This is a genomic window from Bacillus sp. MAG717A, from assembly GCF_036884855.1.
Lineage (GTDB): Bacteria > Bacillota > Bacilli > Bacillales > Bacillaceae > Bacillus > Bacillus safensis.
On the sequence record NZ_CP145733.1, the window covers coordinates 937906 to 963841 of the forward strand.

The following is a 25936-nucleotide window of genomic DNA, read 5'->3' on the forward strand; positions in this document are numbered from 1 at the left end:
GAAAACTCCTTTTTTCTTACTTCCATACCACCGCACCCTTTTGATCAAACGTTTCAACTTGCTGCTACTTTTTAAAATGATATGGAAGGGTGGCGACCACAATATCCCGTTTCCATAATAGACGGAATCTTAATAAAAAGGCAGATTGGTTATGCAAGATGGTGTGCCATCTTTTTTTCGGGATAAATTGAGGAACGAGCACCATCACTTTATATTGATGCGCATTTGCTTTTGCCTCAACCGTTTCAAGAAATTTATCAAGCGGATGAATAAGACTTCGATAAGACGAATGCAACATCACAAGCCGCACACCGCTGTTCAGTTTTTCCCAATCCGCTTCAATTTTCTTATCTTTTTCTTTATCAAAGGATACATGAACTGCTATGACTTGCTCTGATAAGGATTTTGCATATTGAACAGATTGCTCGACGACACGTGTTACTCCTGCTATTGGCACGATGACCACATTTCCTTTAATCTCAACTGGCTCTGTTTCATTCATTAAACGCAGTTGTTCTCCGACAGACAGATAATGCTTTTTAATAGAATGAAAGATCAATAGCACAATTGGCATGAAAACAAATACTGGCCATACAAGATGGAACTTGGTCAAAATAAGAATCATGAGAACCGTGAAAGAAATCAGCGCTCCCACTATATTGATAGGCATTTTCGTTTTCCAGCCCTGCGGTTTTTCACGAATCCACTTCACACACATACCGGTCTGTGACAACGTAAATGGAATAAATACACCGACAGCATATAGCGGGATAAGGTGTTCCGTTTTCCCATCAAACAACCAAATGAGTAGCATGGAAGCTACACCTAAAAAGATAATGCCATTAGAGTAACCGAGACGATCCCCTCTTACAGTAAACATGCGCGGCATATATTTATCCTTTGCTAAGTTGACCGCCAATAAAGGAAAGGCGGAGAAGCCGGTGTTTGCCGCTAATATCAAGATTAAAGCTGTGACAGCCTGAATGACATAATAGAAAAATGTACGTCCAAATGTATCTGATGCAATTTGTGATACAACTGTTTCTTCTGGCTTTGGTGAGATACCAAAACCAAACGCAAGCAATGTCACGCCAACAAATAATACAGCTAGTAATCCACCCATCATCAATAATGTTCTCGCTGCATTTTGTGCAGCTGGTTTTTTAAAGGATGGAATGGTATTTGAAATGGCTTCTACTCCAGTCAGTGCAGAACAGCCAGACGAAAATGCTTTTAATAAAAGAAATAATGTAATGCCAGGTACGTGTGTAGCTATTGCAGTATGCTCAGGTGCTGGAGGAACGCCTCCTGTTAATAATTTAAAGCCGCCGACTCCAATTAATATAAGGAGTGATATGACAAACAAGTATACGGGATAAGCCAAAATAGATGCTGATTCTGTCAATCCACGAAGGTTGAGCACCATAATCAAGATGACCAATACAATTGAAATCAGCACATGATATGGATATAGTGTTGGAAAAGCTGATGTGATGGCATCGGTACCCGCTGATATGCTCACTGCTACAGTCAAAATATAATCTACAAGCAATGATCCGCCAGCGATCAGTCCTGGCTTTTCACCTAAGTTTCGGCTAGAGACGACATAGGCCCCGCCGCCTTCTGGATAAGCATAAATAATCTGGCGGTAAGATAGAATTAACGCCATTAAAAGAATTAATACACAACCTGCAATCGGGAGTGAGTACCAAAATGCTGCTGCACTAACGACTGAAAGAACAATCAAGATTTGTTCTGTACCGTATGCAACGGATGATAATGCGTCTGATGACAATAATGCCAACGCTTTGATTTTTGATAGTTTTTGTTCTCCTGCTGCCTGTGATTTTAATGGTTTCCCAATTAAAATACGCTTCATCAAACTGTACATGTGATGCCCGCTCCTTTAGTGTCAAACGATTTAAGTTACAAAAGATGGATCGCCAAAAAGACACAGAGGCAATAGAATGCCCCTGCGTCTATTGTTTAGATCACAGGTTGGTCTTTGCTCTCTTTAACGCTTACGAGGTTAGCTGACGGATTCGGGCGCATGAGACTTTGCCCTACCTAAAAAGGATTCACCCCAAGTGGTGTCCTGCACCACAAATGGTTCCCCCGCTCATCGAAATGATTCAGCGATTGGTCTTTTATAAAAGAGATCATACTCCCGTTTGACACCAAAGTAAAGATATTTTTTCAAGGTCTTTTGATCGTTTATCAATCAGTCTTTTTGCGGTTTTTTCGCACAAAATAAATAATCATTCCGACCACAAAAATAATCAGCACAGCGATACATGCAAAATAAATCCAAGAATCACCGACGCCTTGCTTTTCACCTTTTTTGAGATCATTTGTTGTGCTGACCGTTTGATGATTAGAGAACATGTCTTTGTTTTTGCTCTCGATGGCAACTGTTGCCATTTCCGTATTTGTTTGCAGGAAATGAAGCACTTCATGTGAAAGATCAGCGTCAGCTGCATTCATTCCTGAAAAGACGGTCATTGTTTGCTCTTTGTTCCATACAGATGGCTGTGTCCATACAATACGAGCAGTCGTTTCGTTGATCATGCCAAAGGAGGATACATCATACTGATCCTTTGTCACAGGAACGATGAGATCCTCTGCCTTTTCTTTTAAAAGAGAGAACGTTTGAATGCCCCCGATGAAAATAATAGAGTGATTTTTCAATTGATCATTTGTCACATTTGATGCTTTGATTAATTGATATTGAGCAGCTTCCGGCTGACTAAATGATTCTGTCAGCATCGCCATTTGATTGATCGTTTCTTGCTTGATTTGATTTGGCATGATGATCAATGTTTTTCCTTGCTGCGTTTTTGATGTGAAAGGAAGCGGCCATGCGGCTAAATCCGGTGTATCACTAGTCGTCCCTTCTGGTATTTGAAGAGAGCTATTCTTATCAATGTAAATCCAGCCTTCTTCATCTGTATGTCTACAGGATTCCATGTTTTTAAAGCCTGTAGTAACAAATTGCAAATCAATATATTCATTCTTCTGGAGCACTTGTGAATCTACTGGAATTGACACATGATAGAATCCATTCTCATCTTTGTTTCCTAGTTTTGTTAACGGTACATCGTGTGGTTCATTATTAATCATGACTGTTAAGCGTTCCGCTTTGTTCGCTGTATCAGTTTTTTTAAATGATAGATTTAACTTTGCACCAGATTTTTGATTAGAGATCAATGCCTTCGGATAATAGTAATGATCCGATGCCGTCTTTTTGGTTCCAACCGTTACATCATCACCACCAAAATCTTTTAAACGAATTTGATGAGATGGTTTTGATGCTTTAGCAGTAACCTTTTGAAGCAGCAAATCTGTCCCAGTGAGCTGATCGGTCAGTTCTGGTTGAGTCAGGACATTGATTTTTTCAGCAATTATCTTTGGCTGTTCAGCAGTGACAAATAAAATGGGCTGTTCTTTTTTCTTCCCAGTCAGTGTTCTCACTGCTAACGTGAGCTGGTTGCTTGCTGTTTTCATTTTCGCAGCTTGCTCGATCGATTTCACTCGTCCCTCCCAGTTTCCTTTCGCTCCAACAGCAATCGTTGGATGCGCGATTTGCTTGAGGTCCTTTTCTTGGACGATTTTGAGGTCTGCTTGGCGGTCTTTGTTTTTCAACGTACGGTATACTTTCATAGCCGCTTCTAATTCAGCTGCTTCCGGTGAATTTGGAATCACAATATCTGTTTGTTCCTTCTGATCACCTGTTTGAATGAAAGGTGAAGGGAAGCTGTCTAACGTCACGTCTGTCGTTTGAGTTCCTTTGAAAGCCAGCTCACTTTCAGGATATACTTTCAGCCAATTGGCAGGTGTCTCTTGGTTGATACACACACCTTCTTTTAACACGCCATAAAATGCGAGCTGAATTAGATGAGAACCTTTTTTCAATTGCTCTTTGTTCAATTTGATTTGAATCGACTTCTTTTGGTTTTTCCCTGATACTGGAATGGTCTTTTCAATCTCTCCATCAATCATGACTGTGAACGATGATGGCGAAATGAGTAATGGTGATGCCTCTATATTCAATGTAAGGGTGCTAGACTCTATTTTTCCTTTCTCTATTTGATAGGAAAATTCAGTGCGGTCTTCTTGTCCATACAAGGTCACTACATCTTCTGATAATGCTTGCGTTTCTGTTTGGCTTCCTTTTGATGAGCGAATCCAGTCATCTTTCACTTGTACTCGATTTGATTGCGCCAGTGCTTGCCCCGCCATGAAAAAAGGCTGAATGGCAAGGGATATCATCAATATAAAAATCATCCATTTTACCGATTTCAATTTGTCACCCACTTTTCTTTTGTTGTTGATCGTAGCGCTCGGTTTTGTACCATTTTACTTCTTGTTTGAATAGACGGCTCTTTGCCTCTACACATAAGGAGTATACGACTAGCGCAATCCATACTTGAGAATAAGTGAAGTACATGAGCGCCACAATGAGTATATTTTGTTTGGTGAGCTCTGTTTTCTCAATGCTTAATGTAATCATCACTTCTGTTAGAAAGAGGAAGAAGGCCAATCCCCATAGGATCAGTGCAACAGCACCTACAGATAAGTGAAGGTCAACAAATAGGTTCACGATAAAGATCCCATTTGAGAGCAGGACACCGAAGAAAAATAAGAAATACGTAAAGAAGAAATAAAACAAATCGAAAATCATTCGTTTTCGTTTCAGCTTCATAAACTGCTTTAAAAATTTGAGTACAACATATTGATTACCTCGAGCCCAGCGCGTTCTTTGCCGCCACCAGACTTTCCACGTCTCAGGCTCTTGTTCCCAAGTGATCGCTGCCGGGAAAAATCGAATGACATAGCCAAGGTTATAGACACGAATCGTTAATTCGGTGTCCTCAGCCAGCGCATGAACATCCCAGCCGCCAAGTTCTTCTAAAATGTGGCGGCGGATGGCGAAGTTGGTGCCTGGTATTGTCGCAATGCCAAACCACTTCCATCTTCCGCCCTGCGCCATCCATTGGAAGCAGATGGTCTCAATATTAATAAATTTGGTCAGGAGATTTTTGGCTGCATTAATGACCCTGAATTTCCCGACAACAGCGCCTGCCTTTGGGTCGTTCAATAAACCGAGAACCAAGTGATAGACAGCCTTTTGTTCAGGCATGTTATCTGCATCGTATACGCAGATGACTTCTCCTGTTGAAGCCTTTAAGCCTTCATTCAGTGCAGTTGATTTTCCCTTTCCTGCAAATGGCGGCTTCGTTTCAATCATATGGACATGATCATATTGCTCACTGAATGACTGCACGATGTCCCCTGTGCCATCGGAGGAATTGTCATTAATCACAATGATTTCAAGGAGATGTTTAGGGTAGGATAGCTGGACCATTGCTTTTAGCGTTTGCCGGATGACAACTTCTTCATTATGAGCAGGAATCAGGATGCTGACAGTCGGCAGCTCTTTCCCCTGTTTCGTCCATTCAGGCAGCACTTTTTCGTAGGTCAGGTAGTGCTGAAAACCGCCCTGCATGAGAAACATGTGGTATAGGAGCATGATCCAAATCAATATTAATGAAAGATAAAATAAGACATCAGCCACCTGATTTTCTCTCCTTAAAAATTCGTTTTTTCATTGTCAGTCTTAAATACAATGTGTAAAAAGCAAATGCCACAATAAACAGCATCACCACGACTGTGAGAATGCGCAGCATATTTTCCATACCGCTTCGTTTGACTGTTTTGGTTTCTGCTCTATTGGATTGTTCTACTTGAATATGTCCATTCCCTGATGTTTTGATCTGCACATGTGATGTTTGGACCGTCTGTTTTGTTTTCTTTAAATCCAGCCATTCACTAGAAGGAATTGCATCCATCTGCATCACCAGATTCTGTAGTCCATCTATTCTGGATTCCACATCATAGGACAGCCCGATTGCGGCAGATTGAAGATGCTGGATGGATTGAATCTTTTGTTCTATTAAAATATTTGAACCTTCTTGGTCAGACGCTGGTTCTACTGATTGCTGAGGATATAAGGTCATGCCGTGAAGCATGGCGGGTTTCGTCACCAGCGGCGGAGCACCGGCTGTTTTCCACGTATGATCCGACAACTGTACCTGTCCAAACAGGCTGGACATATGCCTTGATATCACATCGTAGCCTTGTTGGGATATGGCATCATGCGGCACCTCGAATGCCAGTGGATATAGACCTTGCTGCGCAAGAAGCTCAATACCCTTTGTGATTTTTTCTTCTGTATAGATGATTTCTTGCTGCTGATTCGATCTCGTATAAGCATGGAAGTCTTTTTCATTCGAAAAATGGCTTTCACTTTGCTTTTTCTCGGCTTTTTTTGGGTCATTTGACGTAATGGCCTGATCATTCTTTGCATCCCAGAACTCAAAGTCCTGACCAGAATCCTCCGTTCGGTACGTACGGCTAAATCCATGAAGAATGATGCTAGCTCCATCGCTTTGCAATTGTTTTAACACTTTTACGAGCTGCGGGCGGTCACTCAGTGTCACTTCATCACCTGTTGTTCGATCCACCCATACAGGGGTTACCGCTATCAGAAACGGAATATGCCGAGTCGATACGTATTGTCCAAGCTCAAGCAGCTTCTTCTCGTCAGTGACAGGGCTGATGTTCCCAAGCCTTAAGTACTTTGTGGTCAGTTGATGAGAAGAAGGCAGACGTTTTTCTAGCACTTCTGCAAGTAGCTCGATCTGCTGCACGACATTTAAGATTCCAATATAGTCGGCACCTTTCTTTGTTTGAATCACAAATGGAAGATCAGCTTCATGCTTCTTCAATAAAAATTCACTTTGCAAGTCTGCCCCTTGAACCGTTAACGCACTAATACTTTTCTCTAGCTGACGGTAAGTTTGATCATCTGTATATTTGATTTGACTCGTGTGATCTTGTTTGTGAAAAGTAAGCTTGGAGAATGGGCGAAGCTGTTCCGCATTGTATCCAATGGCTATTACCTTCTGTGCTTCATTCATCATACGAATGGTCTGTTTCGGTAAGGTTCTCTTTATTTCTCCTAGGTAGATGACTTGCTGAAATTCACTGATCTTCTTTTCAGCCAAATGTTCATCAGATACAATCGTCGTCTTTGTTGAAAAATGTCCGGCGAGTAGATCCAGCATATGCACTGCTGGAGTCGCTTCCCCCGATTCTGTCGAATAAACGATCAGGGTATCTGACTTGGCAAGTGCGTCGGCTGAAGCCATGTATTTAAAAGAAAGAATCAAAAAAAGAGCAAGCAGCAAACAGCATTTCATCAAAGAATTAAAGTTCATTCATCATCATCTCTTTTTCTAGTTCTTCTAAAAATTGCTCTGGCGTACGATAATCCGAACTGCTTGTTAAATGACAGACATGAAAAGTCAGGGTGACTTCACGACCGTTTAACAGCACATGCTTTTGCAATTTATCTTTTAGCTTCTCAAGGACGACAGAGACATTCTCTTCTGGTGTGTGAGTAAGCAGCAAGCCTATTCGTTCTTCGGATAATCGAAATTTCTTATCCGTTTCTCTGACACTTTCGCGAATCTTGATACTTAACTGCTGAAATAGGTGCTGCATTTCTTTTTCTCCATATAACGATTTGAATTCCGCTGCATAATGGATATGAAGAAGGATAAAAACGAATGGCTGTTTGTAACGTTCTGCCCGTTTCATTTCCTCGGATAATTCCAGCTTCATCCGATCTGCATTGTCAAATCCAGTTGTCGAGTCAATCGCCACAAATTGTTTCATCGCCTGCTTTTGTTGTTCAATGGTGTGACGCATCGTCTTGATCCGCTCATGCAAGCTTCCTGCTGAAATCGCGAAAAAGAGTAGGGCTACGCCCCAAACCACCACATCCTGCAATGTTCGATTGGAAAAGAAAGGATTTGTGTGGCCAAGCTCTGTAAAGAACATAGCACTTCCTATAAAGAACAACATCAGCAAGGTAAAAATTAATGCTGGTAAGATGCCAAATAAAATCCCGCATCCTAACACGACAAAAGTCAGTGTGATCATCAAAAAGCTCTCTGCATCATGTAAGCCAAGGTAGCCCATAAACAAAATAAGACCTGCAAACGTGAGGAGCAGAGAATAATATAAACGATACGTATTACTGAATAACCGATTCATTAAAAAGCTCCCTTTCTGCAATGAGAGGCAATAAGTTGTCAAATGAGTGTGTGTCTTTTTCGTTCATGTATCCTCCATAATAATCCTTGAGAGGATCTTGAATTTGTAATTCTTTCATGCGGTCATAGACCTCTTTTGCGAATTCCGGTTCGTTTCGTTTAAGAGCATACAAGATGACCAGTGCATATACAGAAGGCGATTCATACGTCACCGATGGCTGCAATGTGCTCAGTTTATATCTACCGTACAGTTTTCCTTCTTTTTTAAAAGTCGTTTTCAGCCATTTCATGATCGCGGACGTACTCACCTTTGCACGATCAGCATGTAGAGCCGTATAGAGTTGATCAATCATATTGATTTCTCGATCAAATGAATAGGCTTTTTTCTTTATGTCATAGGATTTAGGAAAGAATCCTTTTTTTCTCGGTGCTTGTTTTAGAATGGTCAATTGGTTACTCGTCATTTGTTTCGTGAATATTTTGAGGGATTCCAATTCTTTGATTGCTTTTGGGTCTAAATATGAGAGTGTGATTGTGTGTGAAGTTCGGTTTGTTGATGCATCATAATAATCGGACAAGATGCCTCTATACATATTCTTGTCTTTTAACGCTTGTGCGATTTCTTTTGCTGTGGTTTGATACGCTGCATTCTTCCATAAACGATCTGCCTTTTGAAGTGCCGCCACTACCCGTAAGTCATCAACTAGAGCATTGGCTTTACTTTTTTGATCAGATTCGATTTGCCAGCTGAGAAGATGATCATCTAGTAAAAATTCATCTTGCAGGACACCAAATTGTTGGTCAAAAGAATTTTGGTCTTTTTTTCGAACAAGATAATCCATCCAAAGTCCAAGCGACTCAGATAAGTAGATGTGCTGCTCTGCTAATGAAGTGCGAATCATGCCTTGATCTGTCATGAGGTGATGAGTGATAAAATATTCTCCAGGCAATACAGGCTGTGGAGATACTGGATCAGCTGATTCACTCTGCTGTTTCCAGGTACATCCGCCTAATAAAAAAACAATGAGTAAAACAATAGCCGTGCGATGTATGGCTGTAACCATTCGTGTCCCCTTTCAACTCCTGTTCTCTTAGCATCCAACGATTTATTATAGAGTGTTTTTGTTAAAATTTAAATAAATATTTCATACCAAATTACGAGTCTTTTCGCATACGTATTCCCATTTTCAGAAAAACCATATGCCGATATACTTGATTGCACTGAAAAACCCATGCGTTTCCGCATGGGTTTATACACTACTATTGATCTAATTTTAATTTCTTTAATTGCTCAGCCAGTGCGTTATTGATTGGTTCTTCCACTTTCTTTTGTTTCTTCATATATTTAGACACATCGTGCTTACTGGCTCTCTTTTGATTGGATTGAGATTTGCGTTTTTCGAAAACCGACAGTTTTTCTCTATGGCCGCACACACAAGCAAAGATTTTACCATCGCCTTCTCCACGCAGCTCGAGCTTTTTATGACAGTTCGGGCAGCGTGCGTTTGTTTTCTTCGCTACATTTTTACGGTGGCCGCATTCTCGGTCCTGGCACACGAGCATTGTGCCATGTTTTCCGTTCACTTTCAGCATAAGTTTTCCGCAGTCAGGACAATGGGTGCCAGTGACATTGTCATGCTTAAAGGTTTGATTAGTCTGTTTGATTTCAGATACGGCTTGTTTTGCATAGGACTTCATTTCACTCATGAATTGAGAAGCCTTCAGCTGTCCTTTTGCTATTTTAGAAAGCTTTTGTTCCCATTCCGCTGTTAATGCAGGAGACTTTAAGTCTTCAGGCACTAAGGAAAGCAGCTGTTTCCCTTTCGATGTGATGAAAATGTCTTTGCCCTTTTTCTCGATTAAGAAGCTGTTGAACAGTTTTTCAATGATATCGGCTCTTGTGGCCACTGTTCCTAGTCCGCCTGTTTCACCGAGGGTTTTCACTAAGTCCTTTTCCTGATTTTGCATAAATGCCGCTGGGTTCTCCATAGCAGATAGCAGAGTTGCTTCATTAAAACGGGCAGGAGGTTTCGTTTCTCCATTTGTTTCTTTCAGCTGGCGTACTTCAAGTGACTGCCCTTCTGAGAGCAGCGGCAGATGCTGATCTGCTTCGGCTGATTCCTCGTCTTCATAGGAATCATCATACACGGCTTTCCAGCCGGCTGATTGTACGGTTTTTCCTTTTGCCGTGAAGGTTTCACTGCCTATCTTGGCAAACACCGTTGTTTCCTCGTATTCAAAAGGATTCATGAGTACAGCAAGGAATCGTTTGGCAATAAGATCATATAATTTACGCTCTTTATCACTTAGTGCACCAGGATACAGCTCTTCCTCGGTTGGAATGATCGCATGGTGATCTGACACTTTTGCATCGTTGACGAAGCCTTTGTGCGCTTTCACGCCTGATTGTAAAATGCGGTTCACATGCTGTGCGTACGGTCTGACGTTCATTCCTTTTAAACGATCTTTTAATGTAGGAACGATATCCGCTGAAATAAATCGTGAATCAGTACGTGGATATGTCACAAGCTTATGCTGCTCATACAATCGCTGAAGCGTAGACAAGGTTTCTTTTGCTGAGAAGCCGTAGCGTTTATGTGCATCACGCTGCAATTCAGTCAGGTCATACAGCCCTGGAGCAAAAGCTTTTTTCGCTGTTTTTTTCAATGCATCGATCACCGCTGGTTTTCCTTTGCATCCTGCCAAACGCTCTTTTATGACATTCTCTTGGAATGTGCGGTTTTGCTTTGTTTTGGCATCCTGCCATGTCAAGGTAAGCCCATCTACTTGTGCAGTCATTCCATAGAACGGCTTCGGCTGGAATTGCTGAATGTCTTCTTCTCGTTTGGCGATCATGGCAATCGTTGGTGTTTGTACCCGTCCGCAGGAAAGCTGTGCATTGAACTTGGTCGTCAGCGCTCTTGTTGCGTTGATCCCTACAATCCAGTCTGCCTCTGCACGTGCAACCGCCGAGCGATACAGATTATCATATTCTCTGCCATCTTTTAATCGTTTGAAGCCTTCTTGAATGGCTTTGTCCGTAACAGATGAGATCCATAGTCGTTTTAGCGGCTTTTTCACATGCGCTTTTTCAAGAATCCATCTTGCGACTAGCTCCCCTTCACGTCCAGCATCTGTTGCGATGACAATATCTTTTACATCTTTTCTTGCAAGCTGTGCTTTTACTGCTTGGAATTGCTTTCCTGTCTTTTTCATGACGACAAGCTTGAGCGGCTCTGGAATGATCGGCAAATCCTCTAAACGCCAGGATTGAAATTCTTTTCCGTAGCCTTCTGGATCAGCCAGTGTGACCAAATGACCAAGCGCCCACGTCACAATGTATTGATCTCCTTCTAAAAAACCATTTCCTTTTTTATGACACTTCAGCACACGCGCTAAGTCACGTCCTACTGAAGGTTTCTCTGCTAATACAACTGTTTTTGACACTAGATTTCACATCTCTTTCTTCTATCCATCCTTTTATTATAGCAGACGTGGAGATGCGGTTCTAATGACGGATTATTTCTTCAAGCGCTCGATGATTTCGTTGGTGATTTCTTGTGTTTGATAGGCTCCGCCGATGTCTGCTGTTAAAAAGCCGTCTGCTGTGACTGACTCGATGATTTCGAGCAGGTGTGTGCCCAGTTCTTCCTCTCCGAAATGATCAAGCATGAGTTTAGCTGTCCAAATTTGACCGATTGGGTTGGCAATCCCTTTTCCTGCAATGTCTGGGGCTGATCCGTGTACAGGCTCAAACATAGACGGATATTTGCCATTCACATTGATGTTGGCGGCAGGCGCCACGCCAATACTTCCCATAATGGCAGCTCCAAGATCAGTCAAAATATCGCCAAATAAATTACTGGCTACAATCACATCGAATTTCTCAGGTCTTGTTACAAAGAAGGCTGAGAGTGCATCAATGTGCTGTGAGTCTGCTGTCACCTCTGGATAATCCTTTGCTACGTCTTGAAACACTTCATCCCAAAATGGCATTGTATGAACTATTCCATTCGATTTGGTTGCACTTGTCACATGCTTTCTTCTCTTTTTTGCTAATTGAAAGGCAAAACGCATGGCTCGCTCTGTCCCTTTTCTGGAGAAAACAGCATTTTGAATGGCAAGCTGATCTTCTCCTTGATAGATACGGCCCCCAATTTCACTATATTCACCTTCACCGTTTTCTCTTACAACAAGAAGATCGAAATCCTTTGGCTGAGCAAGCGGTGAGCGAATGCCGCTCAGCTGTTTTGCAGGTCTAACGTTGATCACCTGCTCAAATTCACGTCTAATTTTAATGAGCAATCCCCAAAGTGATACATGATCCGGCACTAAATTGGCATCTCCGACGGCCCCTAAGAAAATGCTGTCAAAGGCTTTTAGTTGTTCCAATCCATCCTTTGGCATCATTTCGCCATGCTCTAAATAATATTCACAGCTCCACGGAAAATCCTGAAAGGTGAAAGATAGACCGCCATGCACCTCTGATATCGCTTTCAAAACTCGGATGGCTTCAGGCACAACTTCCTTTCCAACTCCGTCTCCTGGTATCGCTGCAATTGAAACATGCTTCATTGATTTTTCCCCCTTTGTCATCGGTCGACCGTCGACCGTTTAATTTGAGTTTACTAAAGAGTGCCTGTTCTTACAATGGACAAAAGACGCTTTTTGATCAAAGCGCCTTTTTATCCTGCACCAGTATCGGGGACTTCTGTTTCTTTCTTCCCGCACCTTTTTTATCTGAAAGCAGCAAACCTCCTAAGGTCAGTACCGTTCCTAGTGCCGACATGAAGGTCAGACTCTCGTGAAGTACGATCATTGAAATGATCATCGTGATAATGGGCACTCCATAAATATACACACTTGATTTCACCACACCGATCGTCTTCACGGAAAAGCTCCATGTCAGAAAACAAATAGCAGATGCAAAGACGCCTAAAAACAGCAAGTGGAAGGCAAACGATGGATTCGTGAACCGCTCCCAGTCTAAACGAATCTTAAAATGCCAGATTAGCGGAATCATCCATAGCAGCCCGTAAAAGAAGACACGTCTTGTCACCTGAATAATATGGTAGCCATATTGATTGATCATTTTCGATAAAATGGAATAAAATGCCCAGACGATGGTAGCCATAAATGCTAAAGCATCACCGAGCGGATTCAATTGGAACGTCGTCATCCCATTAAAGCTAATCAGTACAATTCCCATCATCGCGATGAAAAAGCCTATAAAAAAGCGGCTGTGCAGCGGCTCATCTTTTAATAAAAAATAAGACAATAGAAAAGAGAAAAATGGGACAACGGAGCTGATGACACCTGCATTCGAAGCGAACGTATAGGTAAGTGCAACATTTTCTAAAAAATAGTATAAGACCACACCGCATAACCCTGCGAGCGCAAACATCCCTTCATGCTTTCTACGCTGCACCTTCATGGTGACTGGATAAATGATCATCAGGGTAAGGTACCCAAGGAAAAAACGAAAAAATAAAATCTCTGTTGGAGAAAAAGCCGTTAATAATATTTTGGTTGATATAAAAGTAGATCCCCATAAAAAAATGGTGAACATGGCTGCTAGATGACCAAGAAGCTGTTTATTTTTCATTTTGCTGTTACCTGCTTTTCAAAAATTTGCTGATACTGCCCTGGCGTAAGCCCAATAAATTCCGAAAAGAAATGAGTCAAATGACTTTGATCAGAAAATCCAGCGGCAGCAGCTACATCTATTGGCTTCATTCCTTGGGCGAGAAGCTCCTTCGCATAGTTCACCCTGATTGTCTGTAAATAACGATACGGCGTAATTCCTCTGAACTTTGTAAAAGCACGCAGCAATGAATATTTGTTCATGGACACGAGCTCACCTAAGTCATCTAACGATATATTTTCCGTGAGATGTGTTTCAATATATTGCTGTACGTCTTGGACTTTTTGTTCATTGGCATTGGCATTGGCTGCTGATGCTTTTTCCTCTGGTGTATCAGAATAGGTTTCGATCAACTGCTTCATCAAAAAGTAAAAGGCTTCCTGTTTATTCAAAGCAGGAGCTTCTTCTGTGATCATTTGATGAAGATCATATAATTGCTTTGCTAGTTCACTTTGTGAAACCACAGGGGCTTTAAAATGCGGCTTGTGCTGAAAGATCTTCTCCAGCAACTCTGGTTCAATATTTAAGCTGCGATAATCTAGCGGCTTGTGATCAAATTGTTCACATCCGTGATTATCGTACGGATTGAAAAGAAGGATATCTCCTTTTCCAATGATGTATTCTTGATTTTGGCAGAACATACGTCTTTGACCGCCTTCAATAAATCCAATCACATAGTATGTATGAAAATGTTTTGGGAACTTTTTGATGATGGCATGAAAGCGATACGCCTCTATTTGCAAGTCCTGGTCAAAATGGACTGTTCGTTCCTCTAATGTTCTCATGTCGATCCCCTCTTTTCACTGAACTCATCATTAGTGTAGCACACCCTTTTTCTCTTGGATTGTACGATATTGACTTTTCGATGCAGGCTTGCCTAGAGGGAAAAACTTGGATAACATGAGACAAAAGATGATGTACAAAAGAGGGAATGATGGGATGAATTCATTCGAGATGGAAAGACCAACACCGTATCACATGCAATTTTATGCACAGCTGAAGCAAATGATTTTTGATGGCCAGTTTCAGCCAGGAGAGCGCATCAATGAAACACAGCTTGCCAAGCAATTTGGCGTAAGCCGTTCACCTGTAAGAGAGGCGATGAGGCTGTTAGAAAAAGACGAGCTTTTAATCGCGGATCATCGATCAGGCTATTCCGTCTATACGTTAACAGAAAAAGATGTCGAGGAGCTCTATCAAATTCGGGTGGCCTTAGAAACACTTGCTGTTGAGCTTGCCTGTAAGGAAGCCACGCAAAGAGAAATGGATGAAATTGAGCAGGTTCTCACGGAGGCGGACGAAGCGATCAAGCAGGAGCTGCCATCTAAAGAGATCGTCCAGTTACATGAATCCTTTCATCAAAAAATCATTTTGGCGAGTCACAATGACCGTTTATCCAAACAATTGAATCACGTGAATGCACTCATTCACTATTGCCGCATTTTCCATTTTAGCGGCGGGGCTCGTGCTGAAACCATTCAAAGAGAGCATGCAGCGATCTATTCTGAAATAAAAAAGCGCCGCTCCACAGAAGCGGTTCAAGCAATGACTGAGCATTTATTACATGATGTGATGCACTTAAAGCAAGTACTCTCTGAAACAAACAAACAGTAAAGGACTTTTCCCATTTTTTAAGCAATCCATGAACATATTTTGAATTTTTCGTAGATTTCAGCATGTCCAGACGATCTTTCGTTTATATTAGAAGATGAGAAACTAGCTTTTATACAGGAGGATTTGTATATGCATACAAGTATTAGCCGTCTGCGACAGGCGGGTTTTATTGAGGGTATGTCTCTTTTAACCCTTCTTTTAATTGCCATGCCTCTAAAATATTTTGCGGATATTCCGATGGCAGTCACCATTGTAGGCTCTCTTCACGGCGCATTGTTTGTCATCTATATGCTCATTTTGGCATATGTGACATTTAAAGTTCGCTGGCATTTGAAATGGTCCATCGCCGGTTTTTTTGCGGCATTCATTCCTTTCGGCAATTTCGCCTACGATAAGGTGCTCCGCCAATATGATACAAAAGCTTAATAGAAAAAGCGTTCCTAAAAGGAACGCTTCAGATTGTTGACAAAGGGCTAAAATGATTTTGATTTTAGCCCTTTGTCTTCTTTTCAGCGTGATAGAAAACCTTTGCAGTCTAGGAAGGACGAGCACCGAAGCGGAGCGAATTTGACATTCGTGAGCACCGAAGCGCAGACCTGACACCGAATGCGAGGGTTTGTCTACACGCTGAAGCGTTCCTAAAAGGAACGCTTTTTTATATTGATGCATATTTCACAATGGCTGCTTGACGCGTCATATCGTGATATGCCACCCATAATTCATCACCAGGCAAGACGCTGGTGATTGGATCGATTGGCTGTTTCACTTCATACATCATGCCATTTCTCTCAACTTGAATGATCGCTAACGGCAGATTGCCGATGACGCCAGCAAATTCGACATTGGTCACTTTTGCACTTCCTTGTTTCTCTTGCATGAGGCTCATTTCTCTATCCAGCTCTTCTTTCTTTGTCTGGATCGTGATTTGAGTGCCCACTGCGACCTGCATATGATCAGGGATGAACTGGCTGACCGTTTTGGTGATGGACTGATCTCCGTTTGACACTGTCACATCCAGCTGAATAGGCTTTTGTTCATGGATGGCAATTGAATATTGCTTCACACGCTGGATGGTTCCTGTTAACGTCACATCTTTCCCCGATCGATTTCGAACTTCATAGCCATAGGCAGCCATTTTCAGCTGGCCATTGATGTCGACGAGATCGGCTTTTTCTCCTGTTCTAAATTCAAAACCAGCGGCTTGAATCATTGGAATGATATACGTTTTCTGATCTAATTCAAATGTGAGTGATAAGACGGTGCCTCGTCCTACGGTTCCATATGATTCTATATTTCTTAAAACAGCGCCTTTGATGAACTTTGGCTCACTTGGCTGCGAGAAGTCACCCTCTTTTAAAAGCATTGCCTTTTGCTTCTTCGGATCATAGTGAATGGCAATAGGCTGGCCTGGCTGTGGTATCTGGGTGTAGGATACAACCGTTTTAACCGTCTTTTCTATACTTTGCCCTTCATATTCAAATTGAAGCCGCATGCTGACAACTGGCTGTTCGTTGATGTAAGTGCCCGTTTCTTTAACAGACACAATATAGGCTTGTAATGTGACACTGTCCTTTATCTTGTTCCTTCTCACCAGTCTCAAAATCGGCGGCAGGAAGATGGCTAGTACAAATAATAACAGCGGGATCAAGATCCATATCGCCCAGTTGAGAATGAGCGGTCCGCCCTTCATTACATATTGCATAAAGGTATCAACAGATGTTTGGTGGGCTGGACTGGCGTTTTCAATCGAGATGACCTTTTGCAAAGGAAATTCCTTTAGCTCTTTGCTTTTCGTCTCAAATGCACCCGTTAATTGATTGTCAAAAGAATAATAGAGCCAGTCACTCTTCACATTTTTATTGAAAGAGAGCCCTTCTCTTTGTAAAGATTCATATGAAAACGACTGCAAAAGCTTGCTGGCAGACGTCGCCTTATTCGTGCGATGGTTATAGATATAACCAGTCAGTTTGCCTTTTGCTTCGTCCTTTGCTGTAGAGCCTGCAATCAACACTTCTTCCTCATTAAGCTGGTACACATACGTTTGGTAAATTGGTTTTGGTGTTGGAACGACTTCTCCAAGTCTTCCTTCTGCATTCACTTTCCTTGCCCTTTTTGGATATTCCGATTCCACGGCGACAGCAAAGTTTTGTGATGATCCGATCGTTTTTTGCAGCCGCTGCTCAACTATATCTTCTACAAGGCTAAACGGTTCAGCATTTTTTGAGACATAGAGGCCAAGCTGATGCTTCTCGTTTGAAATGCCGCTGACATATGCCTTTTGATCATTTTTCAAGGCTACTTCAAATATAGGAATAGGGGTCTGCCCTCTAAAGGAATTCATGACAACATCCATGGAGACAGGCCTTGCCGGTAGTTTTAGCTTATTGAGATTGTGCGCATAAAATTGACCATTCTTAAGCTCACCGATGACTGCAGCGGCACCGTCCATTTCTCCTGTAAATACGAGCCGTCCATTCCATTGGTATGTATTCGTTTTTAAAAATGAAGGAATCTGCAGGTTATTTTGAACGAGCTCTTTCTTTTCTCCGCTTGGTGTTAATTTCTCAATCAACAGCTGCCCGTCTTTATTTTTTAAAGCCAGTAAGAGATTGTTTCCTTGAATGGATGGCAGCATTTCATTAAACGAATCACTTTCTGTGGTCCATTCACTCATTCTTTTTCCTGATTGAGGATCAACCATTGCAAAATGGAGCTGCTGGTCTTTTGATACCGCACTCACCACTCGTTTGCCTTCATCAAATGTGAACATTCCTTTGACGTTATTCTCTGTTACTTTCCCATCTGACAAATCATCTTGATAATGGTTCCACACCAAGACACTGAGAATGATTGCTGGAATAAAGAAGATAATATATCTGAGGAAGATGACTGGTATTCTTTTCACTTGATCGCTTCCTTTCATGAGGTTCCTTTCACTTATACGTCAGTACAGCGAAAATGTTTCACGCTAGAAGAATACCATCAAAGCCTCTGAAATCCATATTTTACAAACTTTGTTGTTTACGATAAAATCCAATCAGATTCAAAAAAGGAGTTCTCTCATTGGATAAGCTATCATCAATCATTCTAGCGGCGTGGCTGCGTGTCCCTCGCTGGTTCAAGCAATGGGTACTCGTATCCATTTCCATTTTCTTTTTTTATATGTGTTTTGTAAAGGGGCTGACTAGCTGGTACACCTTGCCGCCTGTCACTTTGCTCTCATGTGTGATTGGTTCCTTCATCATTTGGCTGATATGGCTTAAGGGTCAAAAAAATAAGTGAGAAGAGGAAAATGATGAAAAAATTGATTCTATATTTTGCGATCTCTTTTGTTCTGCAATTCGTTTGGTTTGGTCTTGTGCACCCAAATAGAGGCGTGACACTGCTGGATATGTTCATGTTTTCTATTTTGTTTGCAGTGATGTTCTTTTTTATTGAACGGATTTGGCGGTATCAGAAGAAAGGGCAAAGGAAATGATCATGAAGCCCGCCTTATTCACTCTGATCATCTGTGCATTCATCGGTCTGCTGCTAGTATCGAACCCTTTTGGTGCGGACGCTATGCGATTGGTTTGTATCTTCATCTTCCCTTTTCTTGGGCTCATTGGTTTTGGGGTCTTCTTGTTTGACCAAATGAAAAAGGCTGCCAAATAGATGGCAGCCTGTTACTTACTCTTTTCATGCAAATAAATAATCAATGTTTAATCTCCGTTACGGAGTGTATGAATTAAGATTCGATCATATCAGTGTGTCATATGTGTTCCGAGTGAACCTACGTTTGAAAGTAAACGCCATGGAAGTTCTGGATAACAAGACAACGAAAGCCCTACCTCTCATTCGTCCTTACGGCTCCGAAGCCGTGCCAGTGTGAATTGTAAATCAAAACGTCTTTTTTCCATTCTTCCGCTTATATAGGGGGGCGGGTGCAGAAGGAAAAGAATAAGTTTGTTCGCTTTGACAGCGTCTCGTTCTTATCAAGTAGAAGCTCTATTGCTTCTCATTGTGTCATAGAAAAAAGAAAGTTTACTTTCTTTATTTATTTGCTTATTTCAACACTTAATATCAAACTTTAACACATTCCCCCTGCTTATGCAAGTGTTAAAGTGATAATTCTGCTGGTGTACGGCTTCCTTCATTCATATAACGAATGGAGGTTGGATCAATTTTCAGAATCACTAGATTCGGGTCATCTTTTCCTTTAAACCATTTCTCCATCTCATCAGACCAAAGGCGGTCGATCAATTCCGGATCATCGGTTAATGTTGCGGTGCCTGCAATTTCTGCATAAGTATCACCGAATCCTTCGCCTGAATATCCAATGAGAATATGCACATTCGGATTTTTTTCAATTTCATCTGCTTTATGTGTTTCTTTACTCGTTGGTGTATATAACGTCAGACCTTCATGAAAAAAAGTCATGTAGCGAGTATGCGGCTGATTTTGTTCAACGGTCGCTAGTGTTCCGACCTTTTGTTCATCTAACAGGTTTAATACCTTTTGTTTTAATTCTTCTTGAGACATATCGTTTCACTCCTTCAAAATTTCATCCGTATTCGTAGGTTTCCACGACAGCCCATTCATTAAACAAAGAAATGTGTTTTTCATAAAAAGATACTTTCTAGCTGATGCTATAGAAAACAGGTTCAATGAAGGGAGAAGTTGAACATGCATCATGAAACGATGTTCCATTTGAGTTCACTTGTCATTGCGGCAGTTGTTGTAGGCATTATCGTATGGTCTGTCATATCTGTGCAGAAAAATCGCAAGAAATACTAAAAACACCGCCCAATCAAAGCTGGGCGGTGCCGCGGTAGATCATGTATTCATAAAGGAACCTCCATTGACATGAAGTGTCTGTCCTGTCATATAAGACGATTCGTCAGAAGCCAGCAGCACAAAGCAGCCGACATGCTCAACAGGCTGTCCTGGTCTTCCCATTGGGGTTTCTGCCCCGAAGTTTTCCACACTGTCTTCATCAAATGTAGATGGAATGAGCGGCGTCCAAATTGGACCTGGCGCTACACCGTTCACCCGAATCCCATCTTTCACAAGCGATTGTGCCATAGAACGCGTAAAGCCGTTAATGGCTCCTTTTGTCGCCGTATAATCAATCAGCACTGGGTTACCTCGATATGGGTTAATTGATGTTGTGTTAATGATGGAGCTTCCCGGTTTTAAATAATCCAGTGCCTTTTTCGTAAAATAGAAATAGGAATAGAAATTGGTTCTAAAGGTTTGGTGAAGCTGTTCACTAGAAATATCTTGAATACGTTCTTGCGGATGCTGTTCAGCCGCATTATTCACTAAAATATCTAATTGACCAAAGGCTTCAACTGTTTTTTCTACGGCTTTCTCACAAAAAGCTTCGTCACCGACATCTCCTGCAATCGTTAAGCATTTGACGCCTTCCTGTTCTAGACGTTTTTGCGTATCTTCTGCATCCTCATGTTCATTTAAATACACAATGGCGACATGTGCACCTTCTTTTGCATAGGCAACAGATACTGCCCGCCCGATTCCACTATCTCCGCCTGTAATCAGTGCCACTTTTCCTTTTAGCTTGCCAGAACCTTGATATGATTCATCCTCAAAGATCGGCGCTGGATTCATTTCTCTTTCACTGCCTGGCTGCTGATCCTGCGTTTGGCGCGGAATGCCATTTGTTAAATATTCACGTAAATCCATGTGTAAGCTCCTCCTTGATTTGTTGATGTATCCTTTCATTACCACCTCATTTTTCCACTCAAACATCATGAAGCTGTGTAGATGTGTTCCCGAAAATCAGCATGTTTGAAGAGAAGAAAAATCGGTTACATGATCATCAAAAAGGAGCGTTCTCACATGCTGTCTACCATTTCGAAAACCTTTAGCAGACCAAAAGGCTGGCTCGGAAGCATTGCTGGACTCATTATGGCAAATGAAAATAAAGCATTGAATCAGTGGGCCATCTGCCACTTAGATTTGACAGATGGTGAAAACATTTTGGAAATTGGCTATGGACCTGGCTACAGCATTAAACATATGCTCAAGCATTATCAAAACCTTCACATTGATGGACTGGATGCTTCTTCGACCATGCAGGAGCAAGCACAATCCCGCGTCAGCAAACGAGCAAAAGACAAACAGGTCCGATTGTATGTCGGAAAAATCGAGAAAACACGCCTTCCCGGAGAGCAGTATGACAAAGTGCTGTCTGTTAACAATTTTACGATTTGGGATGATCCAAAGACGGGCTTACTCAATCTTTATCACACGTTGAAACCAGGCGGAACACTCGTTATTGTCATGCAGCCAAGAGAAAAAGGAGCTGACGCCAATCGGACAAAAGAGATGGGTGAAAACATATTAAATGACATGCAGTTTGCAGGGTTTGACCAATTTTCTATTGAGTATGAAGAAATTCGCCCTACCCTTGCTGTCTGTGTCACAGCAAAAAAGCCGAGAAGCGAATAAGCTCTCGGCCTTTTTCTTACCATTTTGCCTCTTTGACAAATTGATAGAAAAGCTGATGTAATTTCTGTTCAATGTCTTCCTTTGTGCCTTGTCCATAAAGCGCCATGCTTTCTTCACTTTCAATGATGGATGAACTGATCAGACTAAACATTTCTGACCCTTCCTTGCCAAGCTCTTGCGGCGCCAGCATCATGAGCATTCGTGACATCTGCTGCTGCCCGCCATCCATGCTTTTAACCTCGTATGCCTGATCAAGATCATAAATATGAAAGATTGGTTCCTTGATGAATGCATGCTTTAAATGATAAAGAGCAAATTCAGTACCAGGTATGCCTAAGCCGCCTTGCTGTTCACGATCCAAAAGGCCGCTCACCACATCATCCGCATGTATGATAAGCCCTTCCTCTTCAAGCTGACGAAGCAGCTGCCTGATGGTTTCATCATGCTTCGGCATCGTCTTTCTTTTTTCAATGGTAAAACGGGACAGGATGCTGCGAATTACAAACATATAATTCGTCACCTGTTCTGCAATCGTCATCATATTAACGGTTTCTTTCACCAGTTCTTTGGGAGATTCTTTTGTTCTTTTTTTCTCGATGATATAAGGAATCTTCCGTTTAATATGAGACTTCACACGCATGGCATCATCCTCGTTTAGGAGGGGGCTGACCATAATGTAATCGATATGCTCATATGGGATTGGAACGGTTGAGACAATCATGTCATAGCTCGATGCATCGATTTCCTTTAGCTCCATCAAGGAGGATAGATCGAATTTGGCGATCTCGGGCAATTCTTTTTTCAACCGGGAGGCGAGCATTTTCGAGGAACCGATTCCGCTTGAGCAAACAACCAGCGCATGAATTTTTGTTTCTTCTTTTTTGATTTCAAGCACTGAACCAAAGTGAAGCACAATAAAGGCGATTTCATCCTCTGGAAATTCAATCTCAGGAAAGAAGCGCTCGACTCCTTCTTCAATCGCCATGAACAGCAAAAAGTAGTCTTTTTTAATTTGTTGTGTGAGCGGATTATAGATTCTCATCTTTTCCTTTAGACGGTTCATGGCAGGCTCAAGATGAGACACGAGCCCCTCATACAATGAATCATTTTCATTGAGATGATAGCCGGTTTTATTTGAAATAAAATCAATGAGCTTTTTCGTTCTCAGCGCGATATCCAGCTCGATTTCATCAATACGATATTCTGCCCCAAAGCTACGATTTGCACTGCGAAGATGGATGGTCATATATCCGACCTCCGCTTCAGGAATCTCCACATTAAACATGCGTTCAAGCGCTCTTGCCATTCGGAGTGATGATTCAAATTCCTTCGTCCGCTTTAATTCCAGCAGCTCTTCCTCTTCCATTCGAATGGTTTCCCCAAGCTGAATACGTTCGATGGCATAGGTTAAGTGAACAACAAGTGCAATATAGGCACTATCAGATAAGGAAAGTGACAGTCGATCTTTCAAATGAAAGAGCAGTCTTTCTACCTTGAGCAGCTGACCTCTGCTGACAACGCCAAACACCTTTTCCGTTGCTTTCGTTCGATGTTTGATATTCATTTCAATCGTTTCTAAAAACAATTGAATGTCGAGCCGGTCGACAATGAGATTGCCAACAATTTTCCGTTTTGCTTCCTCCGGCCCTTTTAATTCAATGCCGTACCCGCGCTTGCGGATAAGCTGCAAACCGTATGGAGCAATCCACTCCGTCAGTTCATCTAAATCATAGCTAATCGTCGCATTTGTTACCTGCAAGTCAGCTGCGAGGGTGTATAATTTCACCGGTTCCTTCGCTTCAAGCAGCGCACATAGGATTAAGAGCTTTCGTTCGTCCGAGCTGTATTCAATTTGATCCTCATTTGACATATGAGCAAGAAGCCGCTGTTTATCCTCCTGTTCGCCAACTGCCTTTAAGCCTTTTCCCGGCTGTTTATCTAATGAAAGATGATAATCTTTCAAAATTGGTTTAATAGATTTTAGTTCTCTATGGATCGTTCTTGTACTCACCTGAACAGAATCGGCTATCTCACGAATGGTGACATAACGATTTTGCTGAATGATGTATTTAATGACTTTCTGTTCTCGTGCCGTTATGTACATGAAATGCCTCCTTCTGTATAAATAGGTCTATTGTCACACCTTAATATAAAACGCTTTCAACGAGCGATGCAATCTTAAGTTGATCTGAATTTGGCACAGCGGCTGTGACAAAATATAAACAAGGGATCATTAGACACTCCTCCAAAATGACGGTCCATAATCCTTTTGATGAAATTGTACCTTTTGTTCATGGAAAGGCAGTGAACCCCCGGCTTTTAAAGAATAAGTCGGATTGTAAACTGGAGAGCCAAAACAATAATCGATCGTGCCTTCTTCTGGACGGAACATGACGGTTCGCATCGTTCCAAACAGCTCTTCATAATTGTGCACAGTTAGACCATCAGGATATTCTGTCTGGAACAGCTTCACAAGAGAATCATTTGATCGTTGTTCTTTTAAAGCCTCCATTAACATATCGTATCTGACAATAGAATGATGTTTGGTCATCCCTTTTGCTGTTTGATCAGCTACCGGATGATTCGTTGCGGCAATATAACCTGTCTCCGGTCTTCTCACCCTTTTTTGACCATCAATGATTTCAATCACAGCCGCCTCTCCTTTTCGATCCGCAAGCATGATATGAACATTTGAGGCAACGGGCATTTTCTGGATAGAGCGAATGGCTTCCTCGACCATTTGACAAGATTCAAGAACAGAGCGAATCACATGATACACCTGTAAACCGGCGACTGCTGGAGTCTTTAAACCGGGTTCATTGCCAACCGGCGGACCGCAAGCGGAGAAAGTCACAGCAAGACCATGCTCATTCATTCCATCAGATCTGCCAAACAAGAGCAGCGACGAACCTGTATGACATGCCGATTCTTTTACATGTGTCGTCACAAGACGCATATCATCAAAAATCGGGGAGAAATCATAGTTACGAAGCATGACCGTTTGTTGATCAGCTGCCTTATTCCCCTCCCTCACACAATGGGAACAGCCTGGCTGAAGATGCGATGAATAGAAAAAGGTCAAATAACGCTCATCTAATTGCATTTCATCACAAAACCCAGCAATCTCTTCATCTAATTGAGGAAGAAAAGGACGGATCAGCTGCTTCGTTTCCTTCACAGCCTGTTGTGTTACCGGTTCTGTTCGAATATATTGTGTCTGCAGCAGCGGGTTCTCCTTCAGCCAGAGAGCCTGCTGTTTTCCTACTTCATAAGCCGTTCCTGTCATCTTTTGAAAAAACGCATTGATCTCCTCCATGCCTGCACACCTCTTTCGCCTTCGTTTCTTTTATCATATCGAAACCGTCATTTATTGAAAAGGATGAAAAAAACTGCAATCCCACCGGATTACAGCTGTTTACAGTATTGTTGATACAATGCTTCTGCCATTGCATCATACCCCTTAGGATTCGGGTGAAATTGATCAATCGATAAGTAAGCTCTTTCATGCCCTTCAAACCCTTTGTAAACATCCACAACTTCTACATGCGGATTCGCAGTAAGCAAACGTAGTTGTTGATTATATTGCTGAAGCCACCGCCCGGCTATTGGTATTTGTGGAAAAGGATTATATAAATTCATGAGATATACGCAATAGGGCTCATGCTGCCCTCTTTTGATCTGAGCAATTTCTTGAATCATCTTGCTAAAATTCGCCTGACAATGCATGACCGCTTGCAGCAGTTTCTTTTCATCTTCACCTTCTTCATCCTGCTGAACAGCTTGAACAAGGTCATTCGCGCAGCCTGTGATGGTGATGATGTCAGCAGCTGCAATGGAACGTCTCACCTCAGACCGTTTGAAGAGCTGTAAAATCTCATCGGTCGTTAACCCTGACTTTGCAAATACAGACAGCTCGACCGGTGCATGCGTCTTTTTTTCAAGCAGCCATCGAAACCGCTGAGTAAATCCTCCACCAAATAAACGTGCCCCCACCCCAACTGTTAAGGAATCCCCAATCGCAACATAGGATCGTCCCACTCTAATCCCTCACTCTCTCCTGCCTTCTCTTATATATACGAATTTGGAGAACAGATGCTTGTAGCAG

Annotated in this window: 22 protein-coding genes and 1 riboswitch; of the genes, 6 read left to right on the forward strand and 16 right to left on the reverse strand. The window is 41.9% G+C overall.

Going from position 1 to position 25936, the window contains the following annotated elements:
* Positions 1-64: 64 nt before the first annotated feature.
* From V6Z54_RS04995 to V6Z54_RS05040, 10 genes are all read right to left on the reverse strand, one after another.
* A complete protein-coding gene (locus tag V6Z54_RS04995; RefSeq protein ID WP_338527769.1) occupies positions 65-1891 on the reverse strand; it encodes an APC family permease in 1827 nt (608 codons plus the stop codon).
* A 112-nt stretch (positions 1892-2003) separates the two neighbouring features.
* A riboswitch (cyclic di-AMP (ydaO/yuaA leader) is annotated at positions 2004-2148 on the reverse strand.
* A gap of 69 nt (positions 2149-2217) precedes the next feature.
* On the reverse strand, positions 2218-4302 hold the full coding sequence (locus V6Z54_RS05000) for a cellulose biosynthesis cyclic di-GMP-binding regulatory protein BcsB (protein WP_338527770.1): 2085 nt from the start codon (positions 4300-4302) through the stop codon (positions 2218-2220).
* A gap of 4 nt (positions 4303-4306) precedes the next feature.
* Positions 4307-5575 (reverse strand): glycosyltransferase, encoded by a 1269-nt coding sequence (locus V6Z54_RS05005; RefSeq protein WP_024427352.1) that lies wholly within the window; start codon positions 5573-5575, stop codon positions 4307-4309.
* Entirely contained in the window at positions 5568-7280 is a 1713-nt protein-coding gene (locus V6Z54_RS05010) for a DUF2334 domain-containing protein (protein ID WP_073980022.1), read from the reverse strand. The genes V6Z54_RS05005 and V6Z54_RS05010 overlap by 8 nt, the downstream gene beginning before the upstream one ends.
* Positions 7270-8121, reverse strand: a complete 852-nt coding sequence (locus V6Z54_RS05015) for a GGDEF domain-containing protein (protein ID WP_075610909.1) — start codon at positions 8119-8121, stop codon at positions 7270-7272. The genes V6Z54_RS05010 and V6Z54_RS05015 overlap by 11 nt, the downstream gene beginning before the upstream one ends.
* Positions 8102-9184 (reverse strand): glycosyl hydrolase family 8, encoded by a 1083-nt coding sequence (locus tag V6Z54_RS05020; RefSeq protein ID WP_338527771.1) that lies wholly within the window; start codon positions 9182-9184, stop codon positions 8102-8104. Before V6Z54_RS05020 ends, V6Z54_RS05015 begins: the two co-directional genes overlap by 20 nt.
* A gap of 196 nt (positions 9185-9380) precedes the next feature.
* On the reverse strand, positions 9381-11567 hold the full coding sequence (locus V6Z54_RS05025) for a DNA topoisomerase III (RefSeq protein WP_073980025.1): 2187 nt from the start codon (positions 11565-11567) through the stop codon (positions 9381-9383).
* A gap of 72 nt (positions 11568-11639) precedes the next feature.
* Positions 11640-12695 carry a tartrate dehydrogenase gene (locus tag V6Z54_RS05030; RefSeq protein WP_338527772.1) on the reverse strand — a complete coding sequence of 352 codons (1056 nt, stop codon included), beginning with the start codon at positions 12693-12695 and terminating at the stop codon, positions 11640-11642.
* A 97-nt stretch (positions 12696-12792) separates the two neighbouring features.
* A complete protein-coding gene (locus V6Z54_RS05035; protein ID WP_039176645.1) occupies positions 12793-13725 on the reverse strand; it encodes a DMT family transporter in 933 nt (310 codons plus the stop codon).
* Positions 13722-14549, reverse strand: a complete 828-nt coding sequence (locus V6Z54_RS05040) for an AraC family transcriptional regulator (RefSeq protein ID WP_041089152.1) — start codon at positions 14547-14549, stop codon at positions 13722-13724. Before V6Z54_RS05040 ends, V6Z54_RS05035 begins: the two co-directional genes overlap by 4 nt.
* 154 nt (positions 14550-14703) lie before the next feature.
* On the opposite strand from V6Z54_RS05040, the gene V6Z54_RS05045 reads away from it, so the two are divergent.
* Together V6Z54_RS05045 and V6Z54_RS05050 are read left to right on the forward strand one after the other, a co-directional pair.
* A complete protein-coding gene (locus tag V6Z54_RS05045) occupies positions 14704-15378 on the forward strand; it encodes a GntR family transcriptional regulator (protein WP_338527773.1) in 675 nt (224 codons plus the stop codon).
* Between the two features lie 129 nt (positions 15379-15507).
* A complete protein-coding gene (locus V6Z54_RS05050) occupies positions 15508-15804 on the forward strand; it encodes a DUF3817 domain-containing protein (RefSeq protein ID WP_008347156.1) in 297 nt (98 codons plus the stop codon).
* A gap of 229 nt (positions 15805-16033) precedes the next feature.
* Here V6Z54_RS05050 and V6Z54_RS05055 read toward each other — a convergent pair whose 3' ends face one another.
* Complete coding sequence (locus V6Z54_RS05055; protein ID WP_338527774.1) at positions 16034-18283, reverse strand: hypothetical protein; 2250 nt, start codon at positions 18281-18283, stop codon at positions 16034-16036.
* 158 nt (positions 18284-18441) lie between these two features.
* On the opposite strand from V6Z54_RS05055, the gene V6Z54_RS05060 reads away from it, so the two are divergent.
* The 3 genes from V6Z54_RS05060 to V6Z54_RS05070 are packed head-to-tail and all read left to right on the forward strand — an operon-like array spanning position 18442 to position 19032.
* A complete protein-coding gene (locus V6Z54_RS05060; RefSeq protein WP_041089147.1) occupies positions 18442-18660 on the forward strand; it encodes a hypothetical protein in 219 nt (72 codons plus the stop codon).
* Between the two features lie 13 nt (positions 18661-18673).
* On the forward strand, positions 18674-18856 hold the full coding sequence (locus tag V6Z54_RS05065; protein WP_041089145.1) for a hypothetical protein: 183 nt from the start codon (positions 18674-18676) through the stop codon (positions 18854-18856).
* A complete protein-coding gene (locus V6Z54_RS05070) occupies positions 18853-19032 on the forward strand; it encodes a hypothetical protein (RefSeq protein ID WP_041089144.1) in 180 nt (59 codons plus the stop codon). Before V6Z54_RS05065 ends, V6Z54_RS05070 begins: the two co-directional genes overlap by 4 nt.
* Before the next feature lie 444 nt (positions 19033-19476).
* Here V6Z54_RS05070 and V6Z54_RS05075 read toward each other — a convergent pair whose 3' ends face one another.
* Together V6Z54_RS05075 and V6Z54_RS05080 are read right to left on the reverse strand one after the other, a co-directional pair.
* On the reverse strand, positions 19477-19899 hold the full coding sequence (locus V6Z54_RS05075; RefSeq protein WP_041089142.1) for a pyridoxamine 5'-phosphate oxidase family protein: 423 nt from the start codon (positions 19897-19899) through the stop codon (positions 19477-19479).
* A 294-nt stretch (positions 19900-20193) separates the two neighbouring features.
* On the reverse strand, positions 20194-21063 hold the full coding sequence (locus tag V6Z54_RS05080) for an SDR family oxidoreductase (RefSeq protein WP_338527775.1): 870 nt from the start codon (positions 21061-21063) through the stop codon (positions 20194-20196).
* 156 nt (positions 21064-21219) lie between these two features.
* Between V6Z54_RS05080 and V6Z54_RS05085 the strand changes: the two genes are divergently transcribed.
* A complete protein-coding gene (locus V6Z54_RS05085; protein WP_041089138.1) occupies positions 21220-21831 on the forward strand; it encodes a class I SAM-dependent methyltransferase in 612 nt (203 codons plus the stop codon).
* 16 nt (positions 21832-21847) lie between these two features.
* Here V6Z54_RS05085 and V6Z54_RS05090 read toward each other — a convergent pair whose 3' ends face one another.
* From V6Z54_RS05090 to V6Z54_RS05100, 3 genes are all read right to left on the reverse strand, one after another.
* A complete protein-coding gene (locus V6Z54_RS05090) occupies positions 21848-23935 on the reverse strand; it encodes a transcription antiterminator (protein WP_041089136.1) in 2088 nt (695 codons plus the stop codon).
* A gap of 129 nt (positions 23936-24064) precedes the next feature.
* Positions 24065-25147 carry a C45 family peptidase gene (locus V6Z54_RS05095; RefSeq protein ID WP_338527776.1) on the reverse strand — a complete coding sequence of 361 codons (1083 nt, stop codon included), beginning with the start codon at positions 25145-25147 and terminating at the stop codon, positions 24065-24067.
* Positions 25148-25236: 89 nt separating this feature from the next.
* A complete protein-coding gene (locus V6Z54_RS05100; RefSeq protein ID WP_338527777.1) occupies positions 25237-25869 on the reverse strand; it encodes a GDSL-type esterase/lipase family protein in 633 nt (210 codons plus the stop codon).
* Positions 25870-25936: the final 67 nt, after the last annotated feature.